We start from the raw sequence: 26,096 nt of genomic DNA on the forward strand, positions 1-26,096 counted from the left end.
ACTGCTTGGAGCGGGAAAAGAGATTCGAACTCTCGACCCTCGCCTTGGCAAGGCGATGCTCTACCACTGAGCTATTCCCGCAATTCCGATAACCTGACGATGTAAGTGGCGTCCCATAGGGGGTTCGAACCCCTGTTACCGCCGTGAAAGGGCGGTGTCCTAGACCACTAGACGAATGGGACGTTTCATTGCCTCGTCGAGGTGGCGCGTATATTACTCAGAGCCTCACTTTGTGTCAAGCACTCTGAAATCGAAACAGTTTTGCAGCCCTAACGGCCATCCCATGATTACTCGCCCAGGGGAAGGCTAAGCCGATGGGTTGATTGAGCGTACCCACGCTCCACCCAGCAACGGTGGTGCTGTTAGCGTGTAATACCTAACCTGGCGATTTTTCTGACCTTAGCACATGCTGAACCTAGGCAGGCTATCTACTGTCACTCTGGTAGGTGATACGCTAGCCTGCTTAGCAAGCCTCTGATTAACGGTAACCAGAGGGAGAGGAGATCCCCATGGCGAAAATAGAAAAATCCACCGACGAGTGGCGCAAACAACTCACCCCCGAGCAGTACCGGGTAGCGCGAGAAAAGGGAACCGAGCGGCCATTCACCGGCGATTATCAGGTCACCGATGCCCAAGGCATCTACCATTGCGTGTGCTGCCACGCGCCGCTGTTTGAAAATGAACACAAGTTTGATGCGGGCTGCGGCTGGCCTAGCTTTGACAGGCCACTTGGCAAGCGATGCGTGGAAGAGCATACAGACACCAGCCACGGGATGCAGCGTACCGAGGTGGTTTGCTCCCACTGCGATGCCCACCTTGGCCACGTATTCCCCGACGGCCCCCCAGAGACGACTGGACTGCGTTACTGCATCAACTCTGTTTCGCTAGAGTTTCACCCCGACGAATAGCAAAAACCGTTATCAATCCCAGCAAGGCGGGCACCATCTGTTAGAATGGTCGCCCGCTTTTTTGTGCTTGTATTTTGTGCTTGTAGGAGAGACTCATGCTCGGCTGGTTCCCCGGACATATGAACAAGGCCCGCCGCCAGATCAAGGATGCGCTGCCAGAAATTGATGTTGTAATTGAAGTGCTTGATGCGCGCCTGCCCTACTCCAGCGCTAACCCGATGCTGGCCGAGCTGACTCGCCACAAACCGGTGCTCAAAATTCTCTCCCGGGCCGACCTTGCCGACCCCGAGCGTACCGCCGAGTGGGTGGCTTTTTTTGATGCCCAAGAGGACACGCGCGCACTGGCGATCACCACCACCAATACCCGGGAACTCAAGAAGATACCCACGCTTTGCCATGAGCTGGCAGGCGCCGTGCGCGCTGACCGCGATGTACGCGTAATGGTGATGGGCATTCCCAATGTAGGAAAGTCCACCCTGATTAACGGTTTAGCAGGGCGAAAAATCGCCAAAACCGGCAACGAACCCGCGGTCACTAAGCGTCAGCAGAAAGTTCGCATCGACGGGCGCGTGGCGCTGATCGACACGCCAGGAGTGCTCTGGCCGAAAATTGAAGACCAGGCCAGCGCCTACCGCTTAGCCGCCAGCGGGGCTATTCGCGATACAGCCATTGAATACACCGATGTGGCGATTGTGACCAGCGCGGAGCTTGCCAAACGGTACCCGCAAGAGCTAACCGCCCGCTACAAGCTAAAAGCACTGCCCACCTACGAAGCACCGGTTGCTTTCGAGGTTGATGCCGACGGCCCCAAAAAACCCGATTTTCTAGCCATTGCCGGTTTCGACGGCCACGCCATATTGAAAGAAATCGCCGGAAAACGCGGCGGCCTACGCGCAGGCGGCGCGGTAGACCTGCACCGCGGTGCCGAAGTGCTGCTACACGAACTGCGCGATGGCAAGCTAGGCCGGGTTACCTTGGAAATCCCCAGTGATATTCCACCGCCACCGCTACAAAACGACGAAGACAGCCCGCTACCATCCGACGCATAATGGGCGAATAATCAGTTACTTCTAACGGCCACTGGACACTTTTGGATAACACACCCCATGGACACCCCGCAGCCTACAGAATTACAGCCGCTGAAAAAGTCACACAAACTGCACAAGGTTTGCTATGACATTCGCGGCCCCGTGCTCGACCACGCCAAGCGCCTGGAAGAAGAGGGCCAGCGAATTTTAAAGCTCAACATTGGCAACCCGGCCCCCTTTGGCTTTGAAGCGCCGGAAGAAATTCTGCAGGACGTGATGCGCAACCTGCCCACTGCCCAGGGTTACTGTGACTCAAAAGGCCTCTACTCCGCGCGCAAGGCGATTATGCAGGAGTGCCAGCGCAAGCAGATTCCTGGGGTTGGCATCGAAGACATCTATATCGGCAACGGCGTTTCCGAGCTGATTGTGATGGCGATGCAAGCGCTCTTAAATGACGGCGACGAAGTGCTGATCCCGGCCCCCGACTACCCACTCTGGACGGCCGCTGCCCACTTATCCGGCGGCCATGGTGTTCACTACCTGTGTGATGAGCAGGCTGATTGGGCGCCAGACATAGCCGATATACGTGCCAAAGTAACCAGTCGCACCCGGGCCATTGTAATTATCAACCCCAACAACCCCACCGGTGCGGTCTATCCGCCCGAGGTAGTTCGGGAGGTCCTGGCTATCGCCCAAGAGCACAATCTTGTGGTGTTTTCTGATGAGATCTACGACAAAATTCTGTATGACGGTGTAGAGCATACCTCTACCGGCGCCTTAGCCGATGACGACCAGCTTGTGATTACCATGAATGGCTTGTCCAAAAGCTACCGCTGTGCTGGTTTCCGATCAGGCTGGATGACGATCTCCGGCACGCTTGCCAAACAGCGCGCCCAGGACTTCATCCAGGGGCTAACCATGCTCGCCTCTATGCGCCTGTGCGCTAACGTGCCGGCCCAGCACGCCATTCAAACGGCACTGGGGGGTTACCAGTCGATTAACGATTTGATTCTACCCGGTGGCCGGCTGTTGGCGCAGCGGGATATCACCGTCGAAAAGCTCAACGCGATTCCGGGTGTCTCCTGCGTAACGCCCAAAGGGGCGCTTTACGCCTTTCCCCGCTTAGACCCGAAGGTCTTTAAGATCAAAGATGACCAGCAGCTGGTGTTAGATCTGCTGCTGCAGGAAAAAATCCTGCTGGTACAAGGCACCGCCTTCAACTGGCCAGAGCCCGATCACGTGCGCATTGTAACGCTGCCTTGGGCCGACCAGCTTGGCGATGCCCTCGACCGCTTTGCTAATTTCTTGTCTCGTTACCGTCAATAAATTCACGGGCTTGAAACTGGTGCCTGCTGCACGTATCTAAGCAACTATCCTACAACCGCTTTTAAATCCTTTAGGGAGAACCTTAACGATGATGCGAATTCTGCTTTTTCTGGCCACCAACTTAGCGGTCGTGCTGGTGGCCAGCTTTACGCTGCGACTCTTTGGCGTAGAAGGCTACCTGCGCAGCCAAGGCATCAACTTCACAAGCCTGCTACTGTTCTGCTTTATTTTCGGTATGGTCGGTTCGATGATCTCGCTGTTCATTTCCAAATGGATGGCAAAGCGCAGCACCGGTACGATCATTATCGAAGCACCCTCGAACGCCACCGAACAGTGGTTAGTAGATACCGTGGCCGAGCTCTCCCGGGAAGCAGGCATTAAAACCCCAGAAGTGGGTATTTTCCCGGCCCAGCAGTCCAATGCGTTTGCCACTGGCTGGAACAAAGATGATGCCCTAGTTGCCGTTTCTGCTGGGCTATTGAACCGTATGCGCCCGGAAGAGGTACGCGCGGTACTGGCCCACGAAATTGGCCACGTGGCGAACGGCGACATGGTTACCTTGGCGCTTATTCAAGGCGTGGTGAACACCTTTGTGATGTTCTTTGCCCGTGTGGTGGCGCATTTAGTCGACAACTTCCTGAAAAGCCGCAGCGGTGGCGAGGGGGGATTAGGCTTTATGGGCTACTTTGCCGTGGTTATTGTCGCAGAGATTGTCTTTGGGATTGTTGCCTCTGCAATCGTTGCTTGGTTCTCGCGCTACCGGGAGTACCGTGCCGATGAGGCCGGGGCACGCTTAGCAGGCACCGGCGCTATGGTGAATGCTTTGGCTCGCTTGAAAGCCGAAACGGAACTACCTGATCAAATGCCGGACACCATGCGGGCCATGGCAATTACCAAAGGCCAGACCCGCTCACTGGTGGAGCGCCTGTTTGCTAGCCACCCACCGCTGGATGACCGTATCCGTGCGCTAAAAGAAGCCGCCTACCGTCAGTAACCGCCTTCATTTAGTCAAAGAACGTAAGGCCCGCAGATGCGGGCCTTACTGTTTTGGGTGCTCATGGTTTTTGATATACCCAGTTTTAACCACAAAGCTTTCTAAACCAAATATTAAGCACACTGCACCTGAAAGCCCGCCGCGCTTAACGGCGTTTGCAAAGACATAGCATCGCCTTTTAAAACGACCGTTAACGTGTTGAATTCCCGTCGCAGCGGGTAATTAGCACGGCAGTCATCAAAGCCTTTTTGAATCCCCTGCTCAAGCACCTTGCGCTGTAGCGCGTCGTGGTCACGGCGTACATCGTACACGGCATGCACACAGAGCCGTAGCGCCTCTTCCACGGGAAGTGCATGCTGCAGCGTTAGCCCGGCAAGGGCCGGCGGCGGGCAGAGTTCACTAAAGGACATTGGGCTTGACTGCACCAAGTGGTCGGCCAGCGCCTGTTGAATCATCCAGGTGCCGCGCAGCTTGCCATCCAGGCTATGCCCCGCAATATGTGGCGTAGCCAGCGCTACTAAGTCACGTAGTCCAGCGTCTATCTGCGGCTCGTTTTCCCATACATCCAAAATAGCCGTGATATCGCCTTTACCTGCTAAACGGCTGCGCAGCGCCAAGCCATCAATACAGTCACCCCGCCCGGCATTTAGCAGCACCGTGCCGGGCGCCAGTTCGTTAATCCGCTGAGCATCGAACAGTTGATAGGTCGCGTGGGGGCCTTCTTTCACCAGCGGTGTATGTAAACAGAGCACATCGCAGCGCTCAATCAGCATATCCAGCGCAACGAAGCCGCCCTCCCCCTCCTGCTCGGCTCTTGGGGGATCACACACCAGCACCTCAATGCCTAGCGCCTGTAAGCGGCGCTGTAAGCGGCTACCCACGTTGCCCGCACCCACAATGCCTACTGTGCGCGCTAGCAGCGGCCAACCTTCACGCTCACTCACCGTGAGCAAGCTGCTGAGCACATAGTCCACCACGGCCTCAGCATTACAACCAGGGGCGCTGGCAAAGCCAATCCCGCGCTCTGCCAAGTAGGTAAGATCAATATGGTCGGTGCCGATGGTGCAGGTGCCTACAAAGCGCACCTGACTTTGCGCCAGTAGCGCCTGGTTAACCTGGGTGATGGAGCGCACCACCAGGGCGTCAGCACCTGTCACATCGGCGGCGCGCATCTCACGCCCCGGCACACGGTTAAGCGTTCCAAAGGCGCCAAAACAGGTGTCGGCAGCGGGGATATTAGCGTCGATGACAAGTTTCATAGGCGTTTGGGTATCCGGGCTTTACAATACACCCGCAACGGCTTGATACGCAGCCGTATTTGCGGGGCATTTAAGGAGAGTGTTGTGATCGTACGCTGGGAAACCGACCATGACTATGTGTTAGTGCATATTCACCAGGATATGTTTGGCGACTGGATTTTTAGCCGCGCCTGGGGGCAAATTGGCACTCAGTTTGGCGGGCTAAAGCACCAGTTGGCAGATACACTGGAGCAAGCACACATGTGGCTTGAAGATGAGACCACCATCCAGACATCGCGGGGTTTCCGTAAAGTGCTGGAGGCAGCCGATCATACGCCTGAAGGGCAGGAAGCGATGCGCCAGCTATCGCTACTCGACGCGCTGTAGCCACTCCCGCCCTCTTTTACAACTACGTAATTTAAGTAAAATCTATGTAATTTAAGCAAAACCTATGTCATTTAGGCAAAACATCAGCCTAAAAAACGCCGCCCGCCTCGCTGATGAGCCCCTACGGGCGGGGCTTTTTCGGGCGGTGAGGTGATCGCGTTAAGCGCCACCTCATCCAGCCAGCCGCGCGCCTGTAGCCAAGCACTTAGCCGCTCCAAATCGAAGCCTCGATCTAGCTCAACCCCCTCACCATCCACTAAGACCGGAATACGCACCCCATAGCGTTCAACGAGGGCATCGTTATCGCTAATCTCAATACGGTGCAGCGCTACTTCCTGGTTAGCCAGCGTGGTGACTAGCGCCTCAAGCTGGGCGCATAAATGGCAGCCCAGGGTAGTGTAAATTGATAGCTGAATCATTACCTACGCTCTTCTCCTGATGACTATTTGTGGCGTAACAAGAATACATGGTGCAAGTTGGTGCGCCGCTGGAAATCCGGGTCGAAGGTGCGCGAGGTGATCTCCTCCACCGCGTAATGCTCGCTAAGCGCCTCGTCTAATTTGAAACGCCGCTGATTGTTTGAGAACACCAGCGTGCCACCTGGAGCAAGGCGCGCCATGGCGAGTTCAACTAACCGCGGGTGGTCACGCTGCACGTCTAAGGTGTCGCGCATCTTCTTAGAGTTTGAAAACGTGGGCGGATCCATAAAGATCAGATCAAACTCGGCGTTGGCAGTTTCTAGCCAGCGGAAACAGTCATCCCGCACGACCCGGTGCAGCCTGGAGTCCAGCTTATTCAACGCAAAGTTATCCCGCGCCCACTCAAGGTAGGTATTGGACATATCCACGCTGACACTGTCGCTTGCGCCACCCAAGGCAGCCTGTACCGTTGCGGTGGCGGTATAGCAGAACAGGTTTAAAAAGCGTTTTCCGCTGGCCATCTCATTGAGCATGCGACGTACCGGACGGTGATCCAAAAACAGGCCGGTATCCAAGTAGTCACGCAGGTTCACCCATAGCCGAGCCGCTCCTTCCTGAACTTCAAAACGCTCACCGCTAGCAGAGCGCTTCTGGTACTGAGCGCTGCCTGCCTGCTTCTCACGGCGTTTGATATACACCTTGCTGGCGTCAACACCCAGCGCATCTGGCAACACTTCCAGCGCATCAAATAGGCGCTTTTGAGCCTGGGCTGGGTTAATGGAGCTAGGCGCCGCATACTCCTGCACATGCACGCGATCCCCATATCGGTCGATCGCCAAAGCGTATTCCGGCATGTCTGCATCGTAGATGCGATAGCAGGTTTCACCACTCTGTTTTAACCACTTTTTCAGACGTTTTTGGTTTTTCGCCAGCCGGTTGGCAAACATCTGGGCATTTTCAGACACCGATGGTGTTGCGCTAGCGTTCGACGGCTGGCTAGTGTCACCATTTTGCGGGACTTTCTCAGAAGGTGCATCCTCTCCCCCTGCATGGCTACCAATCGCCATCAGCAGCAGTTTGGCATCCAAGGCGCCATTCTTCAGCGCGTACTGCTTATGAGCGCGTAGACCCAACCGATGGCCTAAATCCGGGTTGCCGGTAAACAGCGCCAGCGTCCAGCCAGGAAACAGTGCTTTAGCTTTTTCACCCAGCTGGGCGTATAGGCGAACCAGTTCTGGTAGCTCGCCCAGGCGCTCGCCATAGGGCGGATTAGTGATTAACAACCCCTGTTCGGCGGTAAGCGTCTCTGGCCTTGTTAACTGGCTAAGGCTTTGGCCATGTAGGGTGATAAGCGCCGGAATGCCTGCACGCATGGCGTTAGCCTTCGCAGCCGTTAATGCCGCCGGGCTTTGGTCAAAGCCAATCAGCGCTGTTTTACAGCGTTTACGGCCGATAGACGCACGGGCTTCAGCTTCACGCTTAAGCTCCCGCCACAACGCCTCGTCGTGGCCTGCCCAGCCGTGAAAACCAAAGCGTTCCCGATTGACATTGGGCGCCTGGTCGGCAGCCATCATTGCCGCTTCAATTAATAGCGTACCGGCCCCGCATAGCGGGTCTAACAGCGGCTCACCGGCTTTGGCACGCTCAGGCCAGCCTGCACGAACCAACAGGGCTGCAGCTAAATTCTCTTTTAGTGGCGCATGCCCGACATCGCGGCGGTAGCCACGGCGGTGAAGGCTTTCACCAGAAAGGTCGATTCCCAGCGTTAGGTTTGCCCGGTGCAAGTGCGCATAAATGCGTAGATCAGGCGTCTTGGTGTCGATGCTAGGCCGCTCTTGGCCCGCTAACTGAAGTGAATCGACAATGCCATCTTTTACAGTTTGGGCACCGAAGCGCGTATGGCGAATATGATCGCTGCGGCCATGGAAATCTACCGCGAGGGTTTTGCCGGGGAGTAAGTGCTGTGTCCAGGCAATTCGGGTCGATGCGTCATGTACTTGCTCAGCAGTTTCTATCATCGACTCCCGGGCCAACAGCAAAATAACGCGGTTCGCCAGACGTGACCACAGGCATACGCGGTAAGCCGTTTCTTGGCTGGCCGAAAAATAAACCCCTGCTACGGTAGTTTTACCCGGCACGGCGCCTAAAGCCGTTAATTCATCTGCAAGCAGGCCTTCAATGCCTTTAGGGCACGTCGCCAGGAGGTTTTGGGGGGCAGTTTGGTTCAGCTCGGTCATGGTGTTCGCCGCGCGTAACCGCGCGATATTCCTATATATGGCAAATGTGTTTACGTCTTATGACAATTTCATAGTCGACAAGTGACCCCATGATGGTCTAACAATAGGAGTGTAGCTACTGAAAAAAACGCATGCGTTGTTGGTCATCGTCGTTAATGGGTTCATCCACTTTATGTGAATGCGTTAATGGCTTATGGCTTGTCGAGAGTACCGCTTGGCCCGTTCAGCACGTGAGTGCTAGGCATTAGCGCTTGTGCGGTACCTCGCTGTTGAGGTCAGCTCTCGGAACAGACGCTGATGCGATAAAGGTGACACATTGCTTGTTAGCAACTTTGTGAACCTACGCAACACAGCATCAGGCTCTGTTTCTTATCAAAGGCTTTCATGAAACGAGGTTAGCCAATGAAACGACAAAAACGTGATCGCTTCCAACGGGCTTATGTTCACGGATATAAAGCGGGTATTACGGGTCGCTCCCGTGATGATTGCCCCAGCCAAGATGTTAATTTACGCGAATACTGGATGAGCGGCTGGCGTGAAGGGCGCGGCGACCAGTGGGACGGTATGACTGGCGTTTCCGGCATCCATAAAAACCCCCTAGTCATGTCCTAGTTTTCACTTTTTACAAGTTACGTTAGGTATAAGTAGCCCGCGAGCACGCGGGCTTTTTAATGAGTTCTTATCTCGCCCCCATTTTCCCCTATTGACGTCTTTACCGCCCTTTTTTCAGCGCCTCGGCACACTGTTTCACAAGCCCTGGCCCCTGATAAATCAAGCCTGAGTAGAGCTGTACTAAATCAGCGCCTGCGGCAATTTTAGCGTTGGCTGCGTCGCCGCTATCGACTCCCCCCACGCCAATAATGGGTAGCGTAGGAAGCTGTGCTCGCAGCAGGCGAATAACAGTGTTGGAGGCTTCAAAAACCGGCTTGCCGGATAACCCACCCGCCTCGTTTGCCTGTGGATCACTTTTCACCGCATCCCGGGAAACCGTGGTGTTAGTGGCAATGACGCCATCTAACGCGTTACCCGCAATACTGCCTGCTACCAGCGCGACTTCCTCTTCACTCATATCCGGGGCAATTTTTACCAACAGTGGCACCCTGCGGCCTGTCTCGACATCCAGCGCATAGCTGCGGGCGCGGATAGGCCCAAGCAGCGCGTCTAGCTGCTCACCAAACTGCAGGGTGCGTAAGCCTGGGGTGTTGGGCGATGAGATATTCACCGCGATGTAATCAGCCACACCGTGGACGGCCTCTAGACAGAGCAGATAGTCATCCAGGGCATGCTCGACCGAGGTAGTAAGGTTTTTACCGATATTGATGCCCACGATGCCACCGTAATGGCGCTGCTTGACTTGCTGCACCAGGTGTTCAACCCCTTTGTTATTAAAACCAAAGCGGTTGATGATGGCCTCATGACCCGCCAAGCGAAACAAGCGCGGCTTAGGGTTGCCTGGCTGCGCTTTGGGCGTCACAGTTCCCACTTCCACAAAGCCAAAGCCCAGCGCGCCTAATGCATCCAGGTGGTCAGCATTTTTGTCTAACCCGGCGGCAAGGCCTACTCGGTTGCTAAAACGCAGTCCCATCAGTTCAACAGGGTCGCTTACCGGCTCGCCGTAGACGCGCTTAACACTGCCTACCCGATGCAGGGCATCTAACCCACGCAGCGCCATACCATGCGACATTTCCGGGTCTAAGCGAAACAGTAGCGAACGGGCAATGTTATACATCAGCAAGGCTCTCCTGGGCGATGGGTAGGCAGCATAAGCGGGGCGGCCGCAGTATAACGCACATCAACAGCAGTTCGCAGGGTAAGCAGCCCACAAAAAAGCCGTGCCCTGGCGAACCAGGGCACGGCTTATACTGACAGCTCGGCGTAAGATTTACGCTTCGCTATCGCTCTCTGCGAGATCCACCAGTTCACGAATAGCAACGGCAAATAGTGCAAAGCCACCTTCACTGCCGCCACGAACCTCATCAATCAAGCGGCACCAGCGACGATGCAGCTCAGCATGCTGCTCTAGCCATTGGGCGACACGCTCTTGGGTATCGCGACTGCCCACCTCAAGTTTCAGCACGCTTGTGGTAAGCGCTAACTGCTGGCGGTCGATGTCGTCACGGAAGGACTCCCTTGCCTGCGCTTGCCAAGCATCGCGCACTTCTAGGTGAGTTACCTGCTGGATCATCCAGGGAAGTTCCAGGCGGCTGCCGATCTCGTAGAACACTTCGGCGACCCGCTGGGGCTTCTCATTGGTGACTCGTGCCGCTTGAATAATGCCCAGGCCAGCGTAGAGGCTTGGTGCCGCTGCCACCGTTGATGCCAACGCTTCCGGCACGCCAGCTTCCTGCAGTTCATCACAGCGCTTGCGCCAAGCAGCCTGCTCTTCACCGCTTAGCAACTCGCCAATAGCCTCTTGCAGCTGCGCCAAACGCGGGCCAAAGAACTCAATGGCATCGTGAGTAGAAAGCCCCAGGTGGGTACGCAGGAACCAGCGAGTAGCACGACGGATCATGCGCATCAGTTCGAGCATCATCGAGTACTGCACACGACTCGGCACTTGGTTATCCAGCGCTTCAATCTGCGCCCACAGGGCAGGCAGATTAAATGCATCACGGGCAACGATGTAAGCACGCGCGATATCGGCCCGCCCGGCTCCCGTGGAATCCATCAAACGGCGAACGAACACAATGCCCATGTGATCGACCAAATCGTTTGCCACCTGAGTAGCAACGATTTCACGCTTCAAGCGGTGCTCATACATCTCACCCTGATAGCGCTCAGTCAACACGGCCGGGAACAGGCGCTCTAAGTGGCGATGAATATAGGGATCATCTGGTATATCTGAGTTGATCAAATCGCCTTTCAGAGTGCTCTTAGCATAGGAGATCAGCACAGCCAGCTCCGGCAAGCGCATCCCCTGGTTGTTGCTGACACGCTCTTTCAGCACATCGTCAGCGGGCAAGAATTCAAGTTCACGGTCGATCTGCCCGGCAGACTCAAGCTCACTGATAAAGCGGCGGAAGGGACCCATTCCCTGCTGGGAAAGGATTTCCGAGAGGTCAAGCGCCTGGGTTTGGCGATAGTTATCCAAAATAACCAGATCAGCAACCTCTTCTGTCATATCCGCCAGCAGCTGGTTGCGCTGCTTGTCGGTCATATCGCCACGCTTAACCACTTCATCAATCAATATCTTGATATTGACCTCGTGGTCGGAGCAGTTAACCCCACCCGCGTTATCAATAAAGTCGGTGTAAACCCGCACGCCGTTGGCGGCGGCTTCCATCCGCCCACGCTGAGTAAAGCCGAGGTTACCGCCCTCACCTACCACTCGGCAGTGCAGCTCAGTGCCGTTAATGCGCAGTGCATCGTTGGCTTTATCACCCACGTCAGCGTCGGTTTCATCGGAGCTTTTCACGTAGGTCCCGATGCCGCCATTCCAAAGCAGGTCGACCTTGGCTTTCAACATGGCGCGAATCAGGTCGTTGGGGGATAGGCGTGTTTCTTGAATGCCAAATACCTGCTGCATTTCAGGGCTGATGGCGACGGATTTAGCGCTACGGCTAAACACGCCGCCGCCTTTGGAAATCAACTCTACGCTGTAGTCTTCCCAACTGGAGCGGGGCAGGTTAAACAGGCGCGTACGTTCAGCAAAGGCGGCGTCTGCATCCGGATTGGGGTCGACAAAAATATGCAGGTGGTTAAACGCCCCCACCAGCTGAATTTTATCCGACAGCAGCATACCATTACCGAACACGTCACCGGCCATATCTCCAATACCGACTACCGTGAACAGGTCTTGCTGGGTGTTGATGCCGAGGTTCTTGAAGTGGCGTTTAACAGACTCCCAGGCTCCGCGGGCGGTAATCGCCATTTTCTTATGGTCGTAGCCATTGGCGCCGCCAGAGGCAAACGCATCCCCCAGCCAGTGTCCATACTCAACCGAGATCTCGTTGGCGATGTCCGAGAAAGTCGCGGTGCCTTTATCAGCGGCCACAACTAGATAGGTGTCATCTTCATCGTGGCGCACGACGTTTTGTGGCGGCACTACCTCACCACCTACGAGGTTGTCGGTGACATCTAACAGCGCGCGGATAAAGATTTTGTAACAGGCGATACCTTCCTTTTGCTGCGTTTCACGGTCGGCATTTTCCGGCATGCGCTTACACACAAAGCCGCCCTTTGCGCCTACCGGCACGATGACTGCATTTTTGACCTGTTGTGCTTTAACTAGGCCGAGCACCTCGGTGCGGAAGTCCTCCAGACGGTCAGACCAGCGCAAGCCACCCCGCGCTACTTTGCCACCGCGCAGGTGTACGCCTTCTACTCTTGGCGAACAAACAAAAATTTCAAACGCCGGGCGGGGCTTGGGCATGCCCGTGACTTTCGATGGCTCAAGCTTATAGGCGATGTAGTCTTTAAAGCCGCCGTTATCAGCTTTCTGGTAGTAGTTGGTACGCAGCGTGGCTTGAATAAGCTCCATAAAACGGCGCAACAATTGATCATCGTTTAAGCTCGCCACGCCCTCCAGGTGCTCGTTTAAACGGGCCACACAGTCGTCGGTTGCACTCTGCTGATGCGCTGGGTCAAAGCGCAGACGGAACAGCTCAACCAGCCCTTGGGTAATCGCCGGGTAATTCACCAGTGTTGCCGCGATGTAGTCTTGGGACATGCCAAAGCGGATCTGCTTTAAGTAGCGGGCATAGCCGCGCAGCATGGCCACTTCGCGCCAATCTACCCCTGCCCCAATAATCAGCCGATTGAAGGCATCGTTGTCTGCTTCACCTGCCCAAATACGCTTAAACGCTTCGCTGAAGGTATCGCGCATTTCGCTTAAGTTCACACCTTCACGGCTGTGCTCAAGCTCAAAGTCATGAATCCAATAGCGCTGCTGAGGGGCGTTGATATCGTAGGGGCGCTCACCAATCACCCGCAGCCCTAAGTTCTCCATCATCGGCAAAACATCGGATAATGGTATCTGCGACTCACGGTGGTACAGCTTCAGGTTCATACCGCCCGCTTGCTCCTCAAGAGGGCGATAGAGCGACAGCGAAAGGTCTGCGCCACCATCTAAATCCAACAGATGCTGTACATCAAACACCGCCGTGCGGGCATTAAAATCTTCACGGTAGCTGGCTGAGAACGCCTCTTGGAACTGCTCAGTCAGTAGATTGGCACGCTCTTCGCCAAACCCTTCGATCATTGCGGCCTGCAGGTCATCGCGCCAGCTGCGCGCTAAGCGTGCCACTTTGCTTTCCAGACGTTTAAGGTCGTACTGGCTAGGCGCATCACCGTTAAAGCGCAAAATAAGCTGAATACGCGCCAGCACTGACTCCGACAAATAGGTATTGAAGTCGCCAAAGTGGGCATCTAGCTCGTCACACAGCATATTTTGAATACGCTGGCGCAGATCAGTAGAGAACACATCCCGAGGTACAAAAACTAAGCAAGAGTAAAACTTACCGCTGACATCCGCGCGAATAAACAGACGTACCTGTCGGCGCTCACGAATATTAAGAATACCCAACGCAGTGCTGGCCAGCGATTCCGTACTAATCTGGAACAGGTCGTCACGGGGATACACTTCAAGCACTTGAAACAGCTGTTTGCCGTTGTGTCCGTGCGGGTTGAAACCGGCAATATCCATAACGGCTTTCAACTTACGACGCAACAGCGGAATGTTGCGCGGAGATTCGTTGTACACCGTAGAAGTGAACAAGCCAAAGAAACGCCGTTCACCGATGACATTGCCATCATCGTCGTAGCGATCAACGGTGATGTAATCAGGATACGTGGGGCGGTGTACCCGAGAGTGGTGGGCACTTTTGGCAAACGACAGTAGCTGAGGCACCAGCACATAGTCGTTATGTTCATCGATACCTTCTTCGGTACGAATACGCTCCCGATAGCGCGGCTGATCAAGGCGGAAAACACCTAGCACGCTATTGGGATCACGCTGTAACTCATTGCCTTCCAGTAAGTACTCGTCGTAACCCAGGAAGGTGAAGTTGTCCTTAAGCAACCACTCTAAAAAAGCGATGGCTTCTTCGTGATCATCTGGGTCGATCTGTGGTGGGCAGTTTTTTTCAAGCTCTTGAATCGCAGTGGTTATTTGGCCGCACATTGCGTCAAAATCACCTACAGCGGTGCGCACATCCCGCAGTACGTCGCGCAATTTGCTTTCAATGTTAGCCAATGCGTCAGGGTCAGTATGGCGATCTACCTCAATGACGATGAGCGATTCCCGCGCTTCCGGCGCATCTTCATCCCGTGGCGAGGCAAGCTCTTTTAGCTGATGCTGGCCATTACGCGCAACAGCGAAGACGGCATTTTGAATAGCATGCACCGTTAGACCACGGCGGTTTAACTCAATACGCACTGAGTCGACTAAAAATGGCATATCTTCATGTAAAACAGCCACAAAAGTGTGGGTAGACTGCCAGCCATGCTCTTCGAAATCGGGGTTAAACACCCGTACTTTGGGGCTTAGGGGGTCGTGATTTTGCAGAAACTGCCAAATCGATAGCGTGGCGCCATAGAGATCGTCGAGCCGACGATCAACCAAGTCTTCAACGGGAACCGTGGCATAAAAGTGCCGAGCGAAAGCTTCAACATCTGCCGCGCGTGCAGGCTCCAATCGCGCTTTCAATCGCTCTTGTAGCTGCTTTAAAAGATCCTGCCGACTCTCTTCAATCGCAACGTAATGCATCCATCACCTCGACTGCCTGGGGCCATGACTATGGCCAAAAAACGAAGAACAATAGGCCTTTAGGCCACGCTGCTCACTAGCTTACGCTACCCGTGGCCGCCACCCTAACCATCTGACAGGTTATTCATGGTGTATGCCGCTTGTGCATCATAAGCACTATTGACATTTGACGATCACACTGCCGTACGCCGCGTGAGCCATACCCCGCATTCACAATGATGGGTAAAGGGAAACTGATCAAAAAGCGCGAACCGTTCTATGCGGTGGGTCTTAGTCAGTATGGTTAAATTTTCAGCGAGCGTTGCAGGGTTGCATGAAATATAGACGATCTGTTCGTATTCGCTGATTTGCTGACAGCTCTGCTCGTCTAAGCCTGCCCGCGGTGGATCGACCAGCACCGTAGAAAAATCGTAGCTTTCCAACCCCATCTCGGCCACCCGGCGGCCAGCTTTTTCGCCTTTCAGCGCTGAGGAAAACTCCTCTGCAGACATTCTGCCCACCTGGGCGTTGGTCACGCTATTCGCTTCCAGGTTGACGTTAGCGCTAGCCACCGAAGTGCGGGAAATTTCAGTCGCCAGCACGCGGCGAAAGTTATCCGCCAAAGCGATGGTAAAGTTGCCGTTGCCGCAATAAAGCTCTACCAAGTCTTCTGTTTGGCGGCCAGCGGTCACTTCACGCGCCCAGCTCAGCATGGTTTGACAGATATTTGCGTTGGGCTGGGTAAAGCTGTTCTCTACTTGCTGGTAGTGCAGCGGACGGCCATCTACCGTTAAGCGCTCCCAAACGTGGTCCTGGGTGAGGACGATGCGCTGCTTGCGCGAGCGGCCAATAATCATAATGCCCAGCGCTTTTTCTAGCTCACGCGCTTCTGCTTCCCAAGCATCTTCTAGCGGGCGGTGGTAAATCAGCGTGACCAAGGCTTCCCCTGAAAGCGTGGTCAGAAACTCCACTTGAAACAGCCTGCGACGTAGCTCATCGCTGGCTAGAAACGCCTCGCGCAAGCGTGGCATCAGCGCATTGATATGCTTACTGGCAACCGGAAACTGATCAAGGCGCACCACTTTTTTGTTCTTGGGATTTTCTGGATCGACCTCGAACATGGCATAAAAAAGGTCATCCTCTTCATGCCAAATACGAAACTCGCAGCGTTGGCGGTAGTGGCTTGGCGGCGAGGGATACACTTCAAGCTCAGGGGGCGCAAAGTGGGCGAAGGTGCTCTCAATATAAGTACGTTTTTCGGCTAGCTGCTCAGCGTAGCGTTCTGGATCGACAGTGGGGATCGCCAAGGTGGCTCCTCTTAAAGATGGGTAATCATTAACCGTTTGGGCAACTAAGAAGATGGGCTACTACACTGCCTCTGCGTCGGGCAGGGTTAAACGCTGCGGCGCTCGAAAACCATAGCGGGCGAACCCGTCAATCAGCGCATCCGCTGGCGCAGTGGTAAAACAGCGGCCGTCAGCCATGCTAAAGGCCAGCTGTTTGGCTATTTGACCTACTCGTCGAGCAATGGCATCGCCGGAATCAACCCACGCCAGAGGCGTTGGAGTGAGCGTTGCAAGCATAGGTTTTAGCAGCGGGAAGTGGGTGCAGCCAAGCACCACAGTATCTAGCGCGGGGGTCGACTGAGCGGCTTGCCATAGCGGCAGCAGCGCTTGATGAATACGGGTAGCGTTAAGCGGCGTCCCAGCTAGCCACGCTTCCGCCTCCGAGACCAGTGCGTCTGCCGCTACTTTCGTCACCAGGCAGTCACTGGCAAAGCTTTCGATTAGCCTCTGCGTGTAAGGCCGATTAACCGTCGCGGTGGTAGCTAGCAGGCCAATATGGCGTGTCTTGCTTGCCAGCGCTGCCGGTTTAATGGCCGGCACCGTACCCACCACTGGAATCGTTAAGGTTTGACGAAGGCCTTCCAGCGCCAGCGTGCTGGCGGTATTGCAGGCAACCACTAACAGGCTGGCCTGACACGCCGCAACCGCCGCTTGGCAAACCGCTACAATGCGCTTAGCCAGTGTGTCATCGTCACGTAGCCCATAAGGCAACCAAGCATTATCACAGGCATAGCACATCGCCACCTTGGGGTAGTGCAAACGCAACGAGTTAGCGACGGAAAGACCACCTACACCTGAATCAAAAATCAGCACAGGGCCTACCATGTCAGCGTTCCCAACCTATCATACGCTCTTGCCACGCCAGCCCTCTCCAAGCCATTAATAAACAGCGGGGCGTAAGTTTAACACGCCCCGCTCTGCGCTGAAGAGTTCTTGAATTCCTAGAGCGATGGCACCTCAGCGCCACACAGCTCGGCATATAGCTCGGGATAAGCATGCTGAAGGCGCTCCAACTCCTGCTCGGCCCCTTCTGGCAGGGCTTCGCGGAGTTCCTGCATATCTTCAGGGCTAAAGTGTTTGTCGATAAGCGGAAACAAGCCTTCGCGCTCGCGGCGCAAGTAAGCGCGATGCGCCTCCAGGTAGGCTTTTAGATCTTGTGCGAAACGATCCATCGGCAAAATATTATCCATTAAGATCATATCGATATCGTTGGATAGCCGCTGCAGACGCGGTTTAAGCTCACGATAGTCAGCCGCCATTTGCTCCATCAGCGGGAGATGTTCAGGCGCTTTGGCCTCTAGCCGCTCTACACATATCCGCTCTAGCGGGGTGGCAAAGCCGTCCATATAGGAAAGAATGTAGTCCACCACTTCGCGCATCAACTGAAAGTTAGGGCGCTCCCCCAACGCCAGAGTTTTCTGCTTAAGCTGAAGCACATGGAGCATACGTGCCATATTGGCATGATCTAGACGCAATTGGTTTAACATCGTGCCGTCTCCTCTATAAGTGTCATGCTTGCCGCCCCCAGCAGGAGCCTGGCACGCGGTCATCAGCGGTATCTGCTGATTTTGACTGGTTTCAACTACACTAGCATTACTGTTTACCATGCGTTCCGCGCCGATTGCTAGACAGCCGCCGCGACTACCGCAGGTGCTTTTTCTTTAGCGTTGTTTAAAGCCTGTCCAGATAGGCTTTCTCGTCGGTTAAGCCAAAGGTAGTCTTACAGGTCACTGTTTACCACAGACACTTGTTAATAGCGTGTTGTTCAACGTCTCGATTTACAACGGAAGTTTACATGGATCTTTTTGACCGCCAGCCTGCGTCGCCCGCCGAGGATGCACCGCTCGCTTACCGCATGCGGCCGCTGACGCTTGACGACTATGTTGGCCAGCAAGCACTGGTAGGGCCAGACAAACCACTGCGACGCATGGCGGAGTCTGGTGTGGTGCGCTCAATGATTTTATGGGGGCCGCCTGGAGTGGGTAAGACCACGCTTGCAGAACTTTTGGCGCGTGCCTCGAGTGCTCACTTGGAACACCTGAGCGCGGTGATGGCCGGGGTAAAAGAGATTCGCCTGGCGGTTGAGCGTGCCCAACAAAGTACCTCGCCGACACTGCTTTTTTTAGACGAGATTCACCGCTTAAACAAAAGCCAGCAGGATGCGCTTCTACCACACGTTGAGTCAGGCCTGCTGACCCTAATTGGCGCGACGACCGAAAATCCTTCCTTCGAAGTGAACTCAGCCCTGCTATCCCGTGCCCGGGTCTATGTCCTTAAACCCCTCAGTCAGGATGAGTTGATAACGGTTATGCGCCAGGCGCTAAGCGATCAGCAGAGGGGCTTGGGTAAACGCGCTATCGACATTGAGGAAGGCGTACTGGAAGCGCTTGCACACGCCAGCGCAGGTGATGCTCGCCGCGCACTAGGGCTGCTGGAAACCGCCTGCGACTTTACCGAACCGAGTAATGGCCGGGAAGTGCTTAATAAAGCAGTGCTGGCCGATGTGGTCGGCCATCAATCAAGCGCCTTTGATAAGCAGGGTGATGCCTATTACGACTTGCTTTCGGCGATTCATAAATCCATCCGCTCATCGCGCCCGGATGCAGCCTTACTGTATATGGCGCGCTTTATACAAGGCGGTGGCGACCCGCTAGACATCGTGCGCCGCTTAACCGCCATTGCCTCTGAAGATGTCGGCAATGCAGACCCCCGCGCCTTACCCTTGGTAATTTCCGCCTGGGATGCGTATTTACGTTTGGGTGATTACGAAGGCCAGCGGGCCATTGCCCATGCGGCTATTCACTTAGCAGTAGCTCCCAAGAGCAACCGCATTGACCGCGCTTGGAAAGCGGCCAAACAGTTTGCCCAGCAGCAGCCACAGTTAGAAGTACCTAGCTATTTACGTAATGCGCCCACCAAACTCATGGAGCAGCTAGGGCACGGTGAAGGGTATCGCTACGCCCACAACGAACCTGACGGTTATCCAGCGGGCAGTGCCCATAGCTGCTGGCCCGACGCACTACCCACCGCCCGTTTTTACGAGCCCAGTACGCTAGGACAGGAAAAACGCTTTGGGGAGATAATGGCGTGGCGGGAGCAGCGTGACCAAGAAGCAGATCAGGCGCCCTAAGGCGCCTGATATGGTCGAAAACGTCGCTAAAACAGGGGGTCTTAGAACCCTTCGCGGATCACATCCGTGCCTTCTGGAATGTCAAAATCAAACAGGCTGCGGTCGATATTGCCATTACGAGTAATATTGCTGAACGTAATAGCGGTACGCTGGCCTGTGCTGTCCATCATCCATAGCTCGGTCAGCGTTTGGTTATCAAACACCATGCTTAGCTCTTCAAACAGCGTATCCGCAGAAGAGGGAATCAAAGTGAACACATCATCCCCGTTATCTTGCTCGTAAAACACTTCGTAGCTGGCGGTCAAATCAGAGGCGCTACCCGACAGCAGAAGCGCAGGCGTATGAGACACTCGGTTATCCATTGCCTGCACGGTTACCTGCTCCAGGTCCGGGTCATACAGATGGACATCGCTACCGTCTGATACCACAATTTGTGAATACGGCGCTTCCACTTCCCAGCGCAGCATGCCGGGACGCGAGAGCCACATTTCACCACGTGCACTCTGCAAACGCTCGCCATCACCACCTAATATCTGCTGCTCAAACGTTGCGTGATAGCTCTCTAGCGGGTCGAGTCGTTCGGTCAAGCGCTCGGCTGCGTCATTTGCCCATAAAGCAGAGGATGCAAAGGTTAACCCCAGTGCACTGGCCGCCAAGACTAATGGTGAAGTGCGTCGTATTTGAGTATCGCGCATTACTGTACTCCCTAGGCAATAATTGCCGAAAAGCGGTCGTGCTTAAGCCAGTTATTCTAACGAACGGCATTAAGACGTTCCATGTGGCTTCTATGACGCGAAAAGCGCCGTAGGGTTTCACCTACGGCGTGGCTTCCACGTTTGTTGCATGATTTATAACGCGTCTACTGCCGCTTTAATGACCGACAGGCGGTGGCGCTAGCACCTCGCGGGCACCATTGGTACCCATTGAAGACACAACCCCTGCACCCTCCATGGCTTCCACTAACCGTGCTGCCCGGTTATAGCCGATTTTGAAACGGCGCTGCACCGCTGAAATCGATGCTTTGCGGGTCTGGGTAACGAACTGCACCGCCTCGTCATAAAGCGCATCCTGCTCAGCGTCATCGCCATCTACACCGTCGGCTTCTAAGCCGGTTAATGCATCTGCTGAAACGCCGCCGGAAAGAATTTCTTCAATATACTCGGGCGTACCTCGGCGCTTCCAGTCATCTACCACACGGTGGACTTCATCATCATCTACAAAGGCACCGTGAATACGGTTAGGCGGACCAGAACCAGCAGGCAGATAAAGCATATCGCCGTGGCCTAGCAAGCTTTCCGCACCGCCTTGATCCAGAATTGTGCGTGAATCAATCCTTGATGAGACCTGAAACGCCATCCGCGACGGAATATTGGCCTTGATTAAGCCCGTGACTACATCAACAGAGGGCCGCTGGGTAGCCAGAATGAGATGGATACCCGCTGCACGCGCTTTTTGTGCCAAACGCGCGATTAACTCTTCGACCTTTTTACCCACGATCATAAACATATCGGCAAATTCGTCGATTACCACCACAATGTAGGGCAGCTTTTCGAGTACGGGTGGTGTTTGGTGCATTTCCCAGGGTTGCGGCTCCCACAGCGGGTCAGCCACTTGGGCACCTGCACGCCCTGCCTCATCCAAGCGGCCATTAAATCCGGCGATATTGCGCACGCCCATGGCAGCCATTAGCTTATAGCGGCGCTCCATTTCCGCCACACACCAGCGCAGGCTATTGGCAGCCTCTTTCATGTCGGTAACCACAGGTGCCAGCAAATGGGGGATGCCGTCGTATACCGATAGCTCCAGCATTTTCGGGTCGACCATAATCAACTTCAGCTCATCGGGCGTGGCCTTGAGCAGCATCGAAATCAGCATGGCGTTTACGCCTACCGACTTACCGGAACCCGTGGTGCCTGCCACCAGTAAGTGAGGCATTTTTCCCAGGTTAGCCACCACCGGGCCGCCGCCAATATCTTGGCCTAACGCCATGGTAAGCGGCGAGGTTTCCTGCTGGTAACGATCAGAGTCGATCACCTCACGCAAACGGATCATCGCCCGATGGGGGTTGGGAATCTCAATACCTACCGTTGGTCGCCCTGGGATCACTTCCACAACGCGAACGCTCTTAACCATCAACGAGCGCGCCAGGTCTTTAGCAAGGTTGCTGATTTTAGAAACCTTCACTCCCGCGGCGGGTTTAATCTCAAAGCGGGTAATGACCGGCCCAGGCCACGTATCGACAACTTCCGCTTTAACCCCATACTCGCGTAGTCGCACTTCCAGCAGTTCTGCCATATCCGACAGTTGCTCATCGGTATAATTGGGCTGATGCGGCTCTGGTGGCGTTAACAGCTGCAGGCTAGGCACATCCCCTTCTGGCTCGTCCAGGGTTTCAAACACCGGGCGCTGGCTCTGCAGGTGCTCAACGGTCCATAGCGTGGGGCCGTTATCAGCCTCCTCCTCGGCTGGCTCGGAGAAGGTTGGCTCGTGACGCGCGGATGTCACCGCCGGTGCGGATGGAGCGACGTCTTCGTCTTCATCCCATACTGGCTCAGGCACAACTTCCGGCACACGCTCGCGACGGGATTCCGCTGCTATAGGCATCACTGGATCAGTCGTATCAGCTGGGGGGCGTGGCGATACCGCAGGCAAAGGGGCCTGCTGCTCAGGTTCAGGCTCAGAGACAGGCTCTGGTTTGGGCTTTGGTTCAGATACAAAATTCTGTTCTGTTTCTGGCTCTGATTTTGGTTCTGGTTCTTTAGCAGACAGCGGCACACGCAGCTCAATGGGCTCATCAGGCGTGTTAGTACGCATCGCAAAAGCGTCTGCCCGCGGCAACTCATTAGGCGTTGGCTCAGGCGCTTTTGCAGGCTCAGTGGCAGCAGGCTCAACAGCAGTAGACTCAGAACGCGCTGGCTCAACTGGCACTTTTGTCGGCTCTACCTTAGCGGCGGGCCACTCTTTAGGCGCCGCGGCCGCCTCCCACGGAATGGATGTATCCATCGTGGCTGAGGGCGCATCATCAGCGCTTGCAAACGCTGAGGAGAAACTGGGCTCGCGCCGCTCACGGCCGCGAACACGCGTAGGTTCAGACTCATCACTACCAGCTTCTGAGCTTACGGCTACCGTGCTACCCAATGCTGCTTTCTTGTGAGCTTTCTCAACGCTCTCCTCATCCTCTTTTTCAAAAACGTATTCAGTCTCTTTTTCGATATCTTTTTTAGCGCTGCTTGGGGTCTCCACATGGTGCTCTTGGGCAAACAGTTTAGGCTCCATCACACTCGATTTAGGCGTATCGGCAGCAACTGAACTAGATCCAGCAGCTTTCGGCTCATCGACCCGAGAGCGCTCTTTTACCTTTTGCGAAGCTGCTTTAGCCGCTGCACGAACAGCAGCGCGCTCGGCCCGTTTCTCTTGCCCTTTCGCACGCCGAGCGCTAAACCAGCCACCTAACTTACATAGCCGACGCCCCACCTCATCGGCGACCTGCAACCACGACATGCCGCTAAATAACGGAAAGCCGATTAAAATAAGCGCGGCAGCTATTAGCCCTACACCACCGCTGCTCACCAACGGCTTTAGCGTGCCGACTAAGCCCTCACCTAAGATGCCGCCAGAGGCATAGGGTAAAATACTGTTGGGGTGATAAAAATGCAGCGCGCCAAGCATCGTGGTGCCAAACATCAGTAGCAATAAGCCACCGGCATGCACAGCAATAGCGACGGGGTCTACTTCAAAACGTACTTGGCGGGAGCGCATGAGCCACCATGCGGCGTAACCCAACATACCCGGCCACCATAGTGCACTGGCCCCCAGCAACGAGTAGAGAACATCGGCAAGCCACGCACCCACGGGGCCCATCCAGTTACGCACATCGGTTTCCGGCCCTTGATACGACCAGCCAGGATCTGCGGGGTGGTAACTAAACAGTGCTAATAACAGGAACACACATAGCGCAAGCAACACCACGACGACGCCTTCGCGTACCGAGCCTTGCAAGCGCAAACCAAACCGGCGGGCTTTATCCTTTGCAGCTTTCACCCTGGCCGAAGAACTTGATGATGATGGTTGACGCGAATTTCGCTGCGTTCGCTTGTCTACCGCCTTATTTACTTTCAAGCGACTCTCCCTTTACACCTCAATGGCGTCTTTAATCCACTTGCGAGTTTGCATCATACCGAGCATCCTTGCGCCGTCACAGAGCTTCTTGAAGCGCTCAGTAACAGGAGCAAGCAATGCTACCTTGGCTTTCATCGCCACATCCGCTATTTCCTTCTACCGCACTGGCCCTCGACTCGCCAAACGGCTTACTGGCAGCAGGGGGAGAACTCTCCCCAAACTGGCTAGTTGACGCTTACCGGCGGGGTATTTTTCCGTGGTACAGCGACGGTGAACCCATTTTGTGGTGGAGCCCTAACCCGCGCATGGTCTTGCAGCCTGCACAGTTTATACTCCGCCGCAGCCTTGCCAAACGTCTACGTAATGGTGGCTTTAGCATCACGCTAGATCAACACTTTGAGCAAGTGATTGACGCCTGCGCTGCCCCTCGCCAGGGCGAGTCAGCCACATGGATCAACGCCGATATGCGCAGTGCTTATCAGCGCCTCCACGAACTAGGCATTGCCCATAGCATTGAAGTGCATCAGGCAAATCAGTTAGTGGGCGGTCTTTATGGGTTAGCTATGGGGCCCGTATTCTTCGGTGAGTCAATGTTTTCAAATGTTCCCGATGCATCAAAAATAGCCCTTGCCCACTTAGCCCGTGCCATGCAGAGCCACGGTGGTGAACTAATTGACTGCCAAATGCATACACCTCATTTGGCCAGCCTTGGCGCAACAACGGTCGCCCGGGAGACATTCATCAACTATCTTGAGAAGTGGTTGCCGGAAAAAGCATTTAGATTAACACCTTCAGCCCATACAGCACCCATCGTGCCAACCTCGCCCTGGCTAACGGCCATAGCGTTGGCTGATCAACCCTAATGGCTGAACACCAGTTTAAACAAGGAGGCAAGCCGTGAGTAGTAACGCTCCTCGCCGCCCTGTGCGGGATTTGCGCTTCTTCCTGACTGTGCCACACGCTTGCAGCTACCTGCCCGACAGAGAAGCTACCACGCTGTTTTTAGACCCCCAAGAGTCGCCCATTCCAGGTGTTTACGACTCACTTTCACTGTTAGGGTTTCGTCGCAGCGGCCGCCATTTGTATCGTCCGCATTGCGAAGGCTGCAATGCCTGCCGCTCGGTACGTATTCCCGTTAGCTACTTTAGTGCCAACCGCACGCAACGAAAAATTTTACGCCGCAACCAGGATATTACAACGCGGGTAATTCCTGCGCGCTTTTTACCTGAGCACTACGCGCTTTACGCTGACTATATCCGGTTACGCCACGCCGACGGCGACATGTACCCTCCCAGCCGAGAGCAGTACCGCACCTTTCTCACACTTGATGAGCCTTATGCACAGTTGTTGGAAATGTATTTGGGTGAGGAGCTAGTGGCCGTCGCCGCCTTTGATCAGTTAGAACACGGCCTCTCTGCAATCTATACGTTTTTTGCGGTGGGCGATGAGCTAGACAAGCGCTCGCTTGGCACGCTGGCAATTCTTAAATTAATCGAACTCTGCCGTCAAAAAGCACTGCCTCACCTCTATTTAGGTTATTGGATTGAGGAGTGTCGAAAAATGCGCTACAAACGGGCCTTTTCGCCTATGGAGATACTGGATGGACGGCACTGGCGACCATTAATTGACTAATCTTGCCAGCTTTTTTGCCTTGACGGCGGGCTTGCGGCACAATATAGCGCTGTTTCTCCGGCGCCTGAGATATAATAACGCCTTACGAAGCGACCGTTCGACTAACCGTTGTCTTAAATACTACGTTAAATAAGTGAGGATCTGCCTATATGGCACGCGAAGATCATATTGAAATGGAAGGCGTTATTGTTGATACCCTTCCCAACACCATGTTCCGTGTGGAGCTTGAAAACGGCCATGTCGTTACCGCCCACATTTCTGGCAAGATGCGCAAAAACTACATCCGCATCCTGACGGGCGATAAGGTAAAAGTGGAACTGACGCCTTACGATCTTTCTAAAGGCCGTATCGTTTACCGTTCGCGCTAAGCCTTGATGACGCTTGTTGAGCAGACTCTGCTAGTGTATGCACATGTGACTGCTCCCCACCCTACGTCGCTACGCAACCACGGGTGAGGCTTCCCATGTCTTAGGCCGCAGCCGGTGCGTGACCGGTCTCACACAGGCCTCGATGGGCAGAGACGGACAGCCCTTCCGCCTTTAATTTTAAAATGCCTTGCTGGCGAATAGTGATCGCGGCGTTTACGTCACGGTCAATCGCCTTTGTGCCACAGCTTGGGCAATCCCAGGTGCGGACACTGAGGGGCA

Annotated in this window: 21 protein-coding genes and 2 tRNA genes; 10 read left to right on the forward strand and 13 right to left on the reverse strand. The window is 54.8% G+C overall.

Features of this window, described 5'->3' with window-relative positions:
- Nucleotides 1–6 precede the first annotated feature (6 nt).
- Nucleotides 7–81 (reverse strand) — tRNA-Gly (locus MOY_RS04510).
- A gap of 25 nt (nt 82–106) precedes the next feature.
- Nucleotides 107–182 (reverse strand) — tRNA-Glu (locus tag MOY_RS04515).
- A 327-nt stretch (nt 183–509) separates the two neighbouring features.
- Here MOY_RS04515 and msrB point away from each other — a divergent pair.
- The 4 genes from msrB to htpX all read left to right on the forward strand — a co-directional run bounded on the left by msrB (nt 510) and on the right by htpX (nt 4,256).
- Nucleotides 510–908, forward strand: coding sequence for a peptide-methionine (R)-S-oxide reductase MsrB (gene msrB, locus MOY_RS04520; RefSeq protein WP_009096978.1), 399 nt, complete (start codon nt 510–512; stop codon nt 906–908).
- Between the two features lie 95 nt (nt 909–1,003).
- Nucleotides 1,004–1,957, forward strand: coding sequence for a ribosome biogenesis GTPase YlqF (gene ylqF / locus MOY_RS04525; RefSeq protein ID WP_009096981.1), 954 nt, complete (start codon nt 1,004–1,006; stop codon nt 1,955–1,957).
- Nucleotides 1,958–2,014: 57 nt separating this feature from the next.
- Nucleotides 2,015–3,262: a pyridoxal phosphate-dependent aminotransferase gene (locus MOY_RS04530; RefSeq protein WP_009096982.1), complete on the forward strand. Its 1,248-nt coding sequence runs from the start codon at nt 2,015–2,017 to the stop codon at nt 3,260–3,262.
- Nucleotides 3,263–3,350: 88 nt separating this feature from the next.
- Complete coding sequence (gene htpX, locus MOY_RS04535) at nt 3,351–4,256, forward strand: protease HtpX (RefSeq protein ID WP_009096984.1); 906 nt, start codon at nt 3,351–3,353, stop codon at nt 4,254–4,256.
- A gap of 113 nt (nt 4,257–4,369) precedes the next feature.
- On the opposite strand, the gene pdxB is transcribed toward htpX, so the two are convergent.
- Nucleotides 4,370–5,515 (reverse strand): 4-phosphoerythronate dehydrogenase PdxB, encoded by a 1,146-nt coding sequence (gene pdxB / locus MOY_RS04540; RefSeq protein WP_009096986.1) that lies wholly within the window; start codon nt 5,513–5,515, stop codon nt 4,370–4,372.
- Nucleotides 5,516–5,599: 84 nt separating this feature from the next.
- Between pdxB and MOY_RS04545 the strand changes: the two genes are divergently transcribed.
- Nucleotides 5,600–5,881: a hypothetical protein gene (locus MOY_RS04545; RefSeq protein WP_009096987.1), complete on the forward strand. Its 282-nt coding sequence runs from the start codon at nt 5,600–5,602 to the stop codon at nt 5,879–5,881.
- A gap of 83 nt (nt 5,882–5,964) precedes the next feature.
- Here the strand turns inward: MOY_RS04545 and MOY_RS04550 are convergent, their stop codons facing one another.
- Together MOY_RS04550 and rlmKL are read right to left on the reverse strand one after the other, a co-directional pair.
- Nucleotides 5,965–6,300 (reverse strand): glutaredoxin family protein, encoded by a 336-nt coding sequence (locus MOY_RS04550; protein ID WP_009096989.1) that lies wholly within the window; start codon nt 6,298–6,300, stop codon nt 5,965–5,967.
- Nucleotides 6,301–6,323: 23 nt separating this feature from the next.
- Nucleotides 6,324–8,537 (reverse strand): bifunctional 23S rRNA (guanine(2069)-N(7))-methyltransferase RlmK/23S rRNA (guanine(2445)-N(2))-methyltransferase RlmL, encoded by a 2,214-nt coding sequence (gene rlmKL, locus MOY_RS04555; protein ID WP_009096991.1) that lies wholly within the window; start codon nt 8,535–8,537, stop codon nt 6,324–6,326.
- A 402-nt stretch (nt 8,538–8,939) separates the two neighbouring features.
- Here rlmKL and rmf point away from each other — a divergent pair, with 402 nt between their 5' ends.
- The gene (rmf, locus tag MOY_RS04560) at nt 8,940–9,149 is read left to right on the forward strand and encodes a ribosome modulation factor (RefSeq protein WP_009096993.1); all 210 of its coding nucleotides are present in this window, start codon (nt 8,940–8,942) and stop codon (nt 9,147–9,149) included.
- Nucleotides 9,150–9,249: 100 nt separating this feature from the next.
- Here rmf and MOY_RS04565 read toward each other — a convergent pair whose 3' ends face one another.
- The 5 genes from MOY_RS04565 to MOY_RS04585 all read right to left on the reverse strand — a co-directional run bounded on the left by MOY_RS04565 (nt 9,250) and on the right by MOY_RS04585 (nt 18,055).
- Nucleotides 9,250–10,266, reverse strand: a complete 1,017-nt coding sequence (locus tag MOY_RS04565; RefSeq protein WP_009096994.1) for a quinone-dependent dihydroorotate dehydrogenase — start codon at nt 10,264–10,266, stop codon at nt 9,250–9,252.
- 153 nt (nt 10,267–10,419) lie between these two features.
- On the reverse strand, nt 10,420–15,243 hold the full coding sequence (locus MOY_RS04570) for an NAD-glutamate dehydrogenase (RefSeq protein ID WP_009096996.1): 4,824 nt from the start codon (nt 15,241–15,243) through the stop codon (nt 10,420–10,422).
- Nucleotides 15,244–15,416: 173 nt separating this feature from the next.
- Nucleotides 15,417–16,529, reverse strand: a complete 1,113-nt coding sequence (gene trmA / locus MOY_RS04575; RefSeq protein WP_009096998.1) for a tRNA (uridine(54)-C5)-methyltransferase TrmA — start codon at nt 16,527–16,529, stop codon at nt 15,417–15,419.
- Nucleotides 16,530–16,589: 60 nt separating this feature from the next.
- Complete coding sequence (murI, locus tag MOY_RS04580) at nt 16,590–17,393, reverse strand: glutamate racemase (protein WP_009097000.1); 804 nt, start codon at nt 17,391–17,393, stop codon at nt 16,590–16,592.
- 116 nt (nt 17,394–17,509) lie between these two features.
- Entirely contained in the window at nt 17,510–18,055 is a 546-nt protein-coding gene (locus tag MOY_RS04585; RefSeq protein ID WP_009097002.1) for a hemerythrin domain-containing protein, read from the reverse strand.
- A gap of 308 nt (nt 18,056–18,363) precedes the next feature.
- Between MOY_RS04585 and MOY_RS04590 the strand changes: the two genes are divergently transcribed.
- Nucleotides 18,364–19,698 carry a replication-associated recombination protein A gene (locus MOY_RS04590; protein WP_009097004.1) on the forward strand — a complete coding sequence of 445 codons (1,335 nt, stop codon included), beginning with the start codon at nt 18,364–18,366 and terminating at the stop codon, nt 19,696–19,698.
- 41 nt (nt 19,699–19,739) lie between these two features.
- Here the strand turns inward: MOY_RS04590 and lolA are convergent, their stop codons facing one another.
- Entirely contained in the window at nt 19,740–20,393 is a 654-nt protein-coding gene (lolA, locus tag MOY_RS04595) for an outer membrane lipoprotein chaperone LolA (RefSeq protein WP_009097006.1), read from the reverse strand.
- A gap of 175 nt (nt 20,394–20,568) precedes the next feature.
- Complete coding sequence (locus MOY_RS17515) at nt 20,569–23,817, reverse strand: DNA translocase FtsK (RefSeq protein ID WP_035540067.1); 3,249 nt, start codon at nt 23,815–23,817, stop codon at nt 20,569–20,571.
- Between the two features lie 116 nt (nt 23,818–23,933).
- Between MOY_RS17515 and aat the strand changes: the two genes are divergently transcribed.
- From aat to infA, 3 genes are all read left to right on the forward strand, one after another.
- Entirely contained in the window at nt 23,934–24,680 is a 747-nt protein-coding gene (gene aat / locus MOY_RS04605) for a leucyl/phenylalanyl-tRNA--protein transferase (RefSeq protein WP_035540070.1), read from the forward strand.
- A gap of 34 nt (nt 24,681–24,714) precedes the next feature.
- Nucleotides 24,715–25,449: an arginyltransferase gene (locus tag MOY_RS04610; protein ID WP_009097014.1), complete on the forward strand. Its 735-nt coding sequence runs from the start codon at nt 24,715–24,717 to the stop codon at nt 25,447–25,449.
- Between the two features lie 149 nt (nt 25,450–25,598).
- Nucleotides 25,599–25,817 carry a translation initiation factor IF-1 gene (gene infA, locus MOY_RS04615; protein WP_007111068.1) on the forward strand — a complete coding sequence of 73 codons (219 nt, stop codon included), beginning with the start codon at nt 25,599–25,601 and terminating at the stop codon, nt 25,815–25,817.
- 100 nt (nt 25,818–25,917) lie between these two features.
- Here the strand turns inward: infA and MOY_RS16845 are convergent.
- Nucleotides 25,918–26,096 (reverse strand): zinc ribbon domain-containing protein (locus tag MOY_RS16845; RefSeq protein ID WP_009097016.1); only part of this gene is annotated, 179 nt, incomplete at its 5' end.

It is taken from the genome of Halomonas sp. GFAJ-1, from assembly GCF_000236625.2.
GTDB lineage: Bacteria > Pseudomonadota > Gammaproteobacteria > Pseudomonadales > Halomonadaceae > Vreelandella.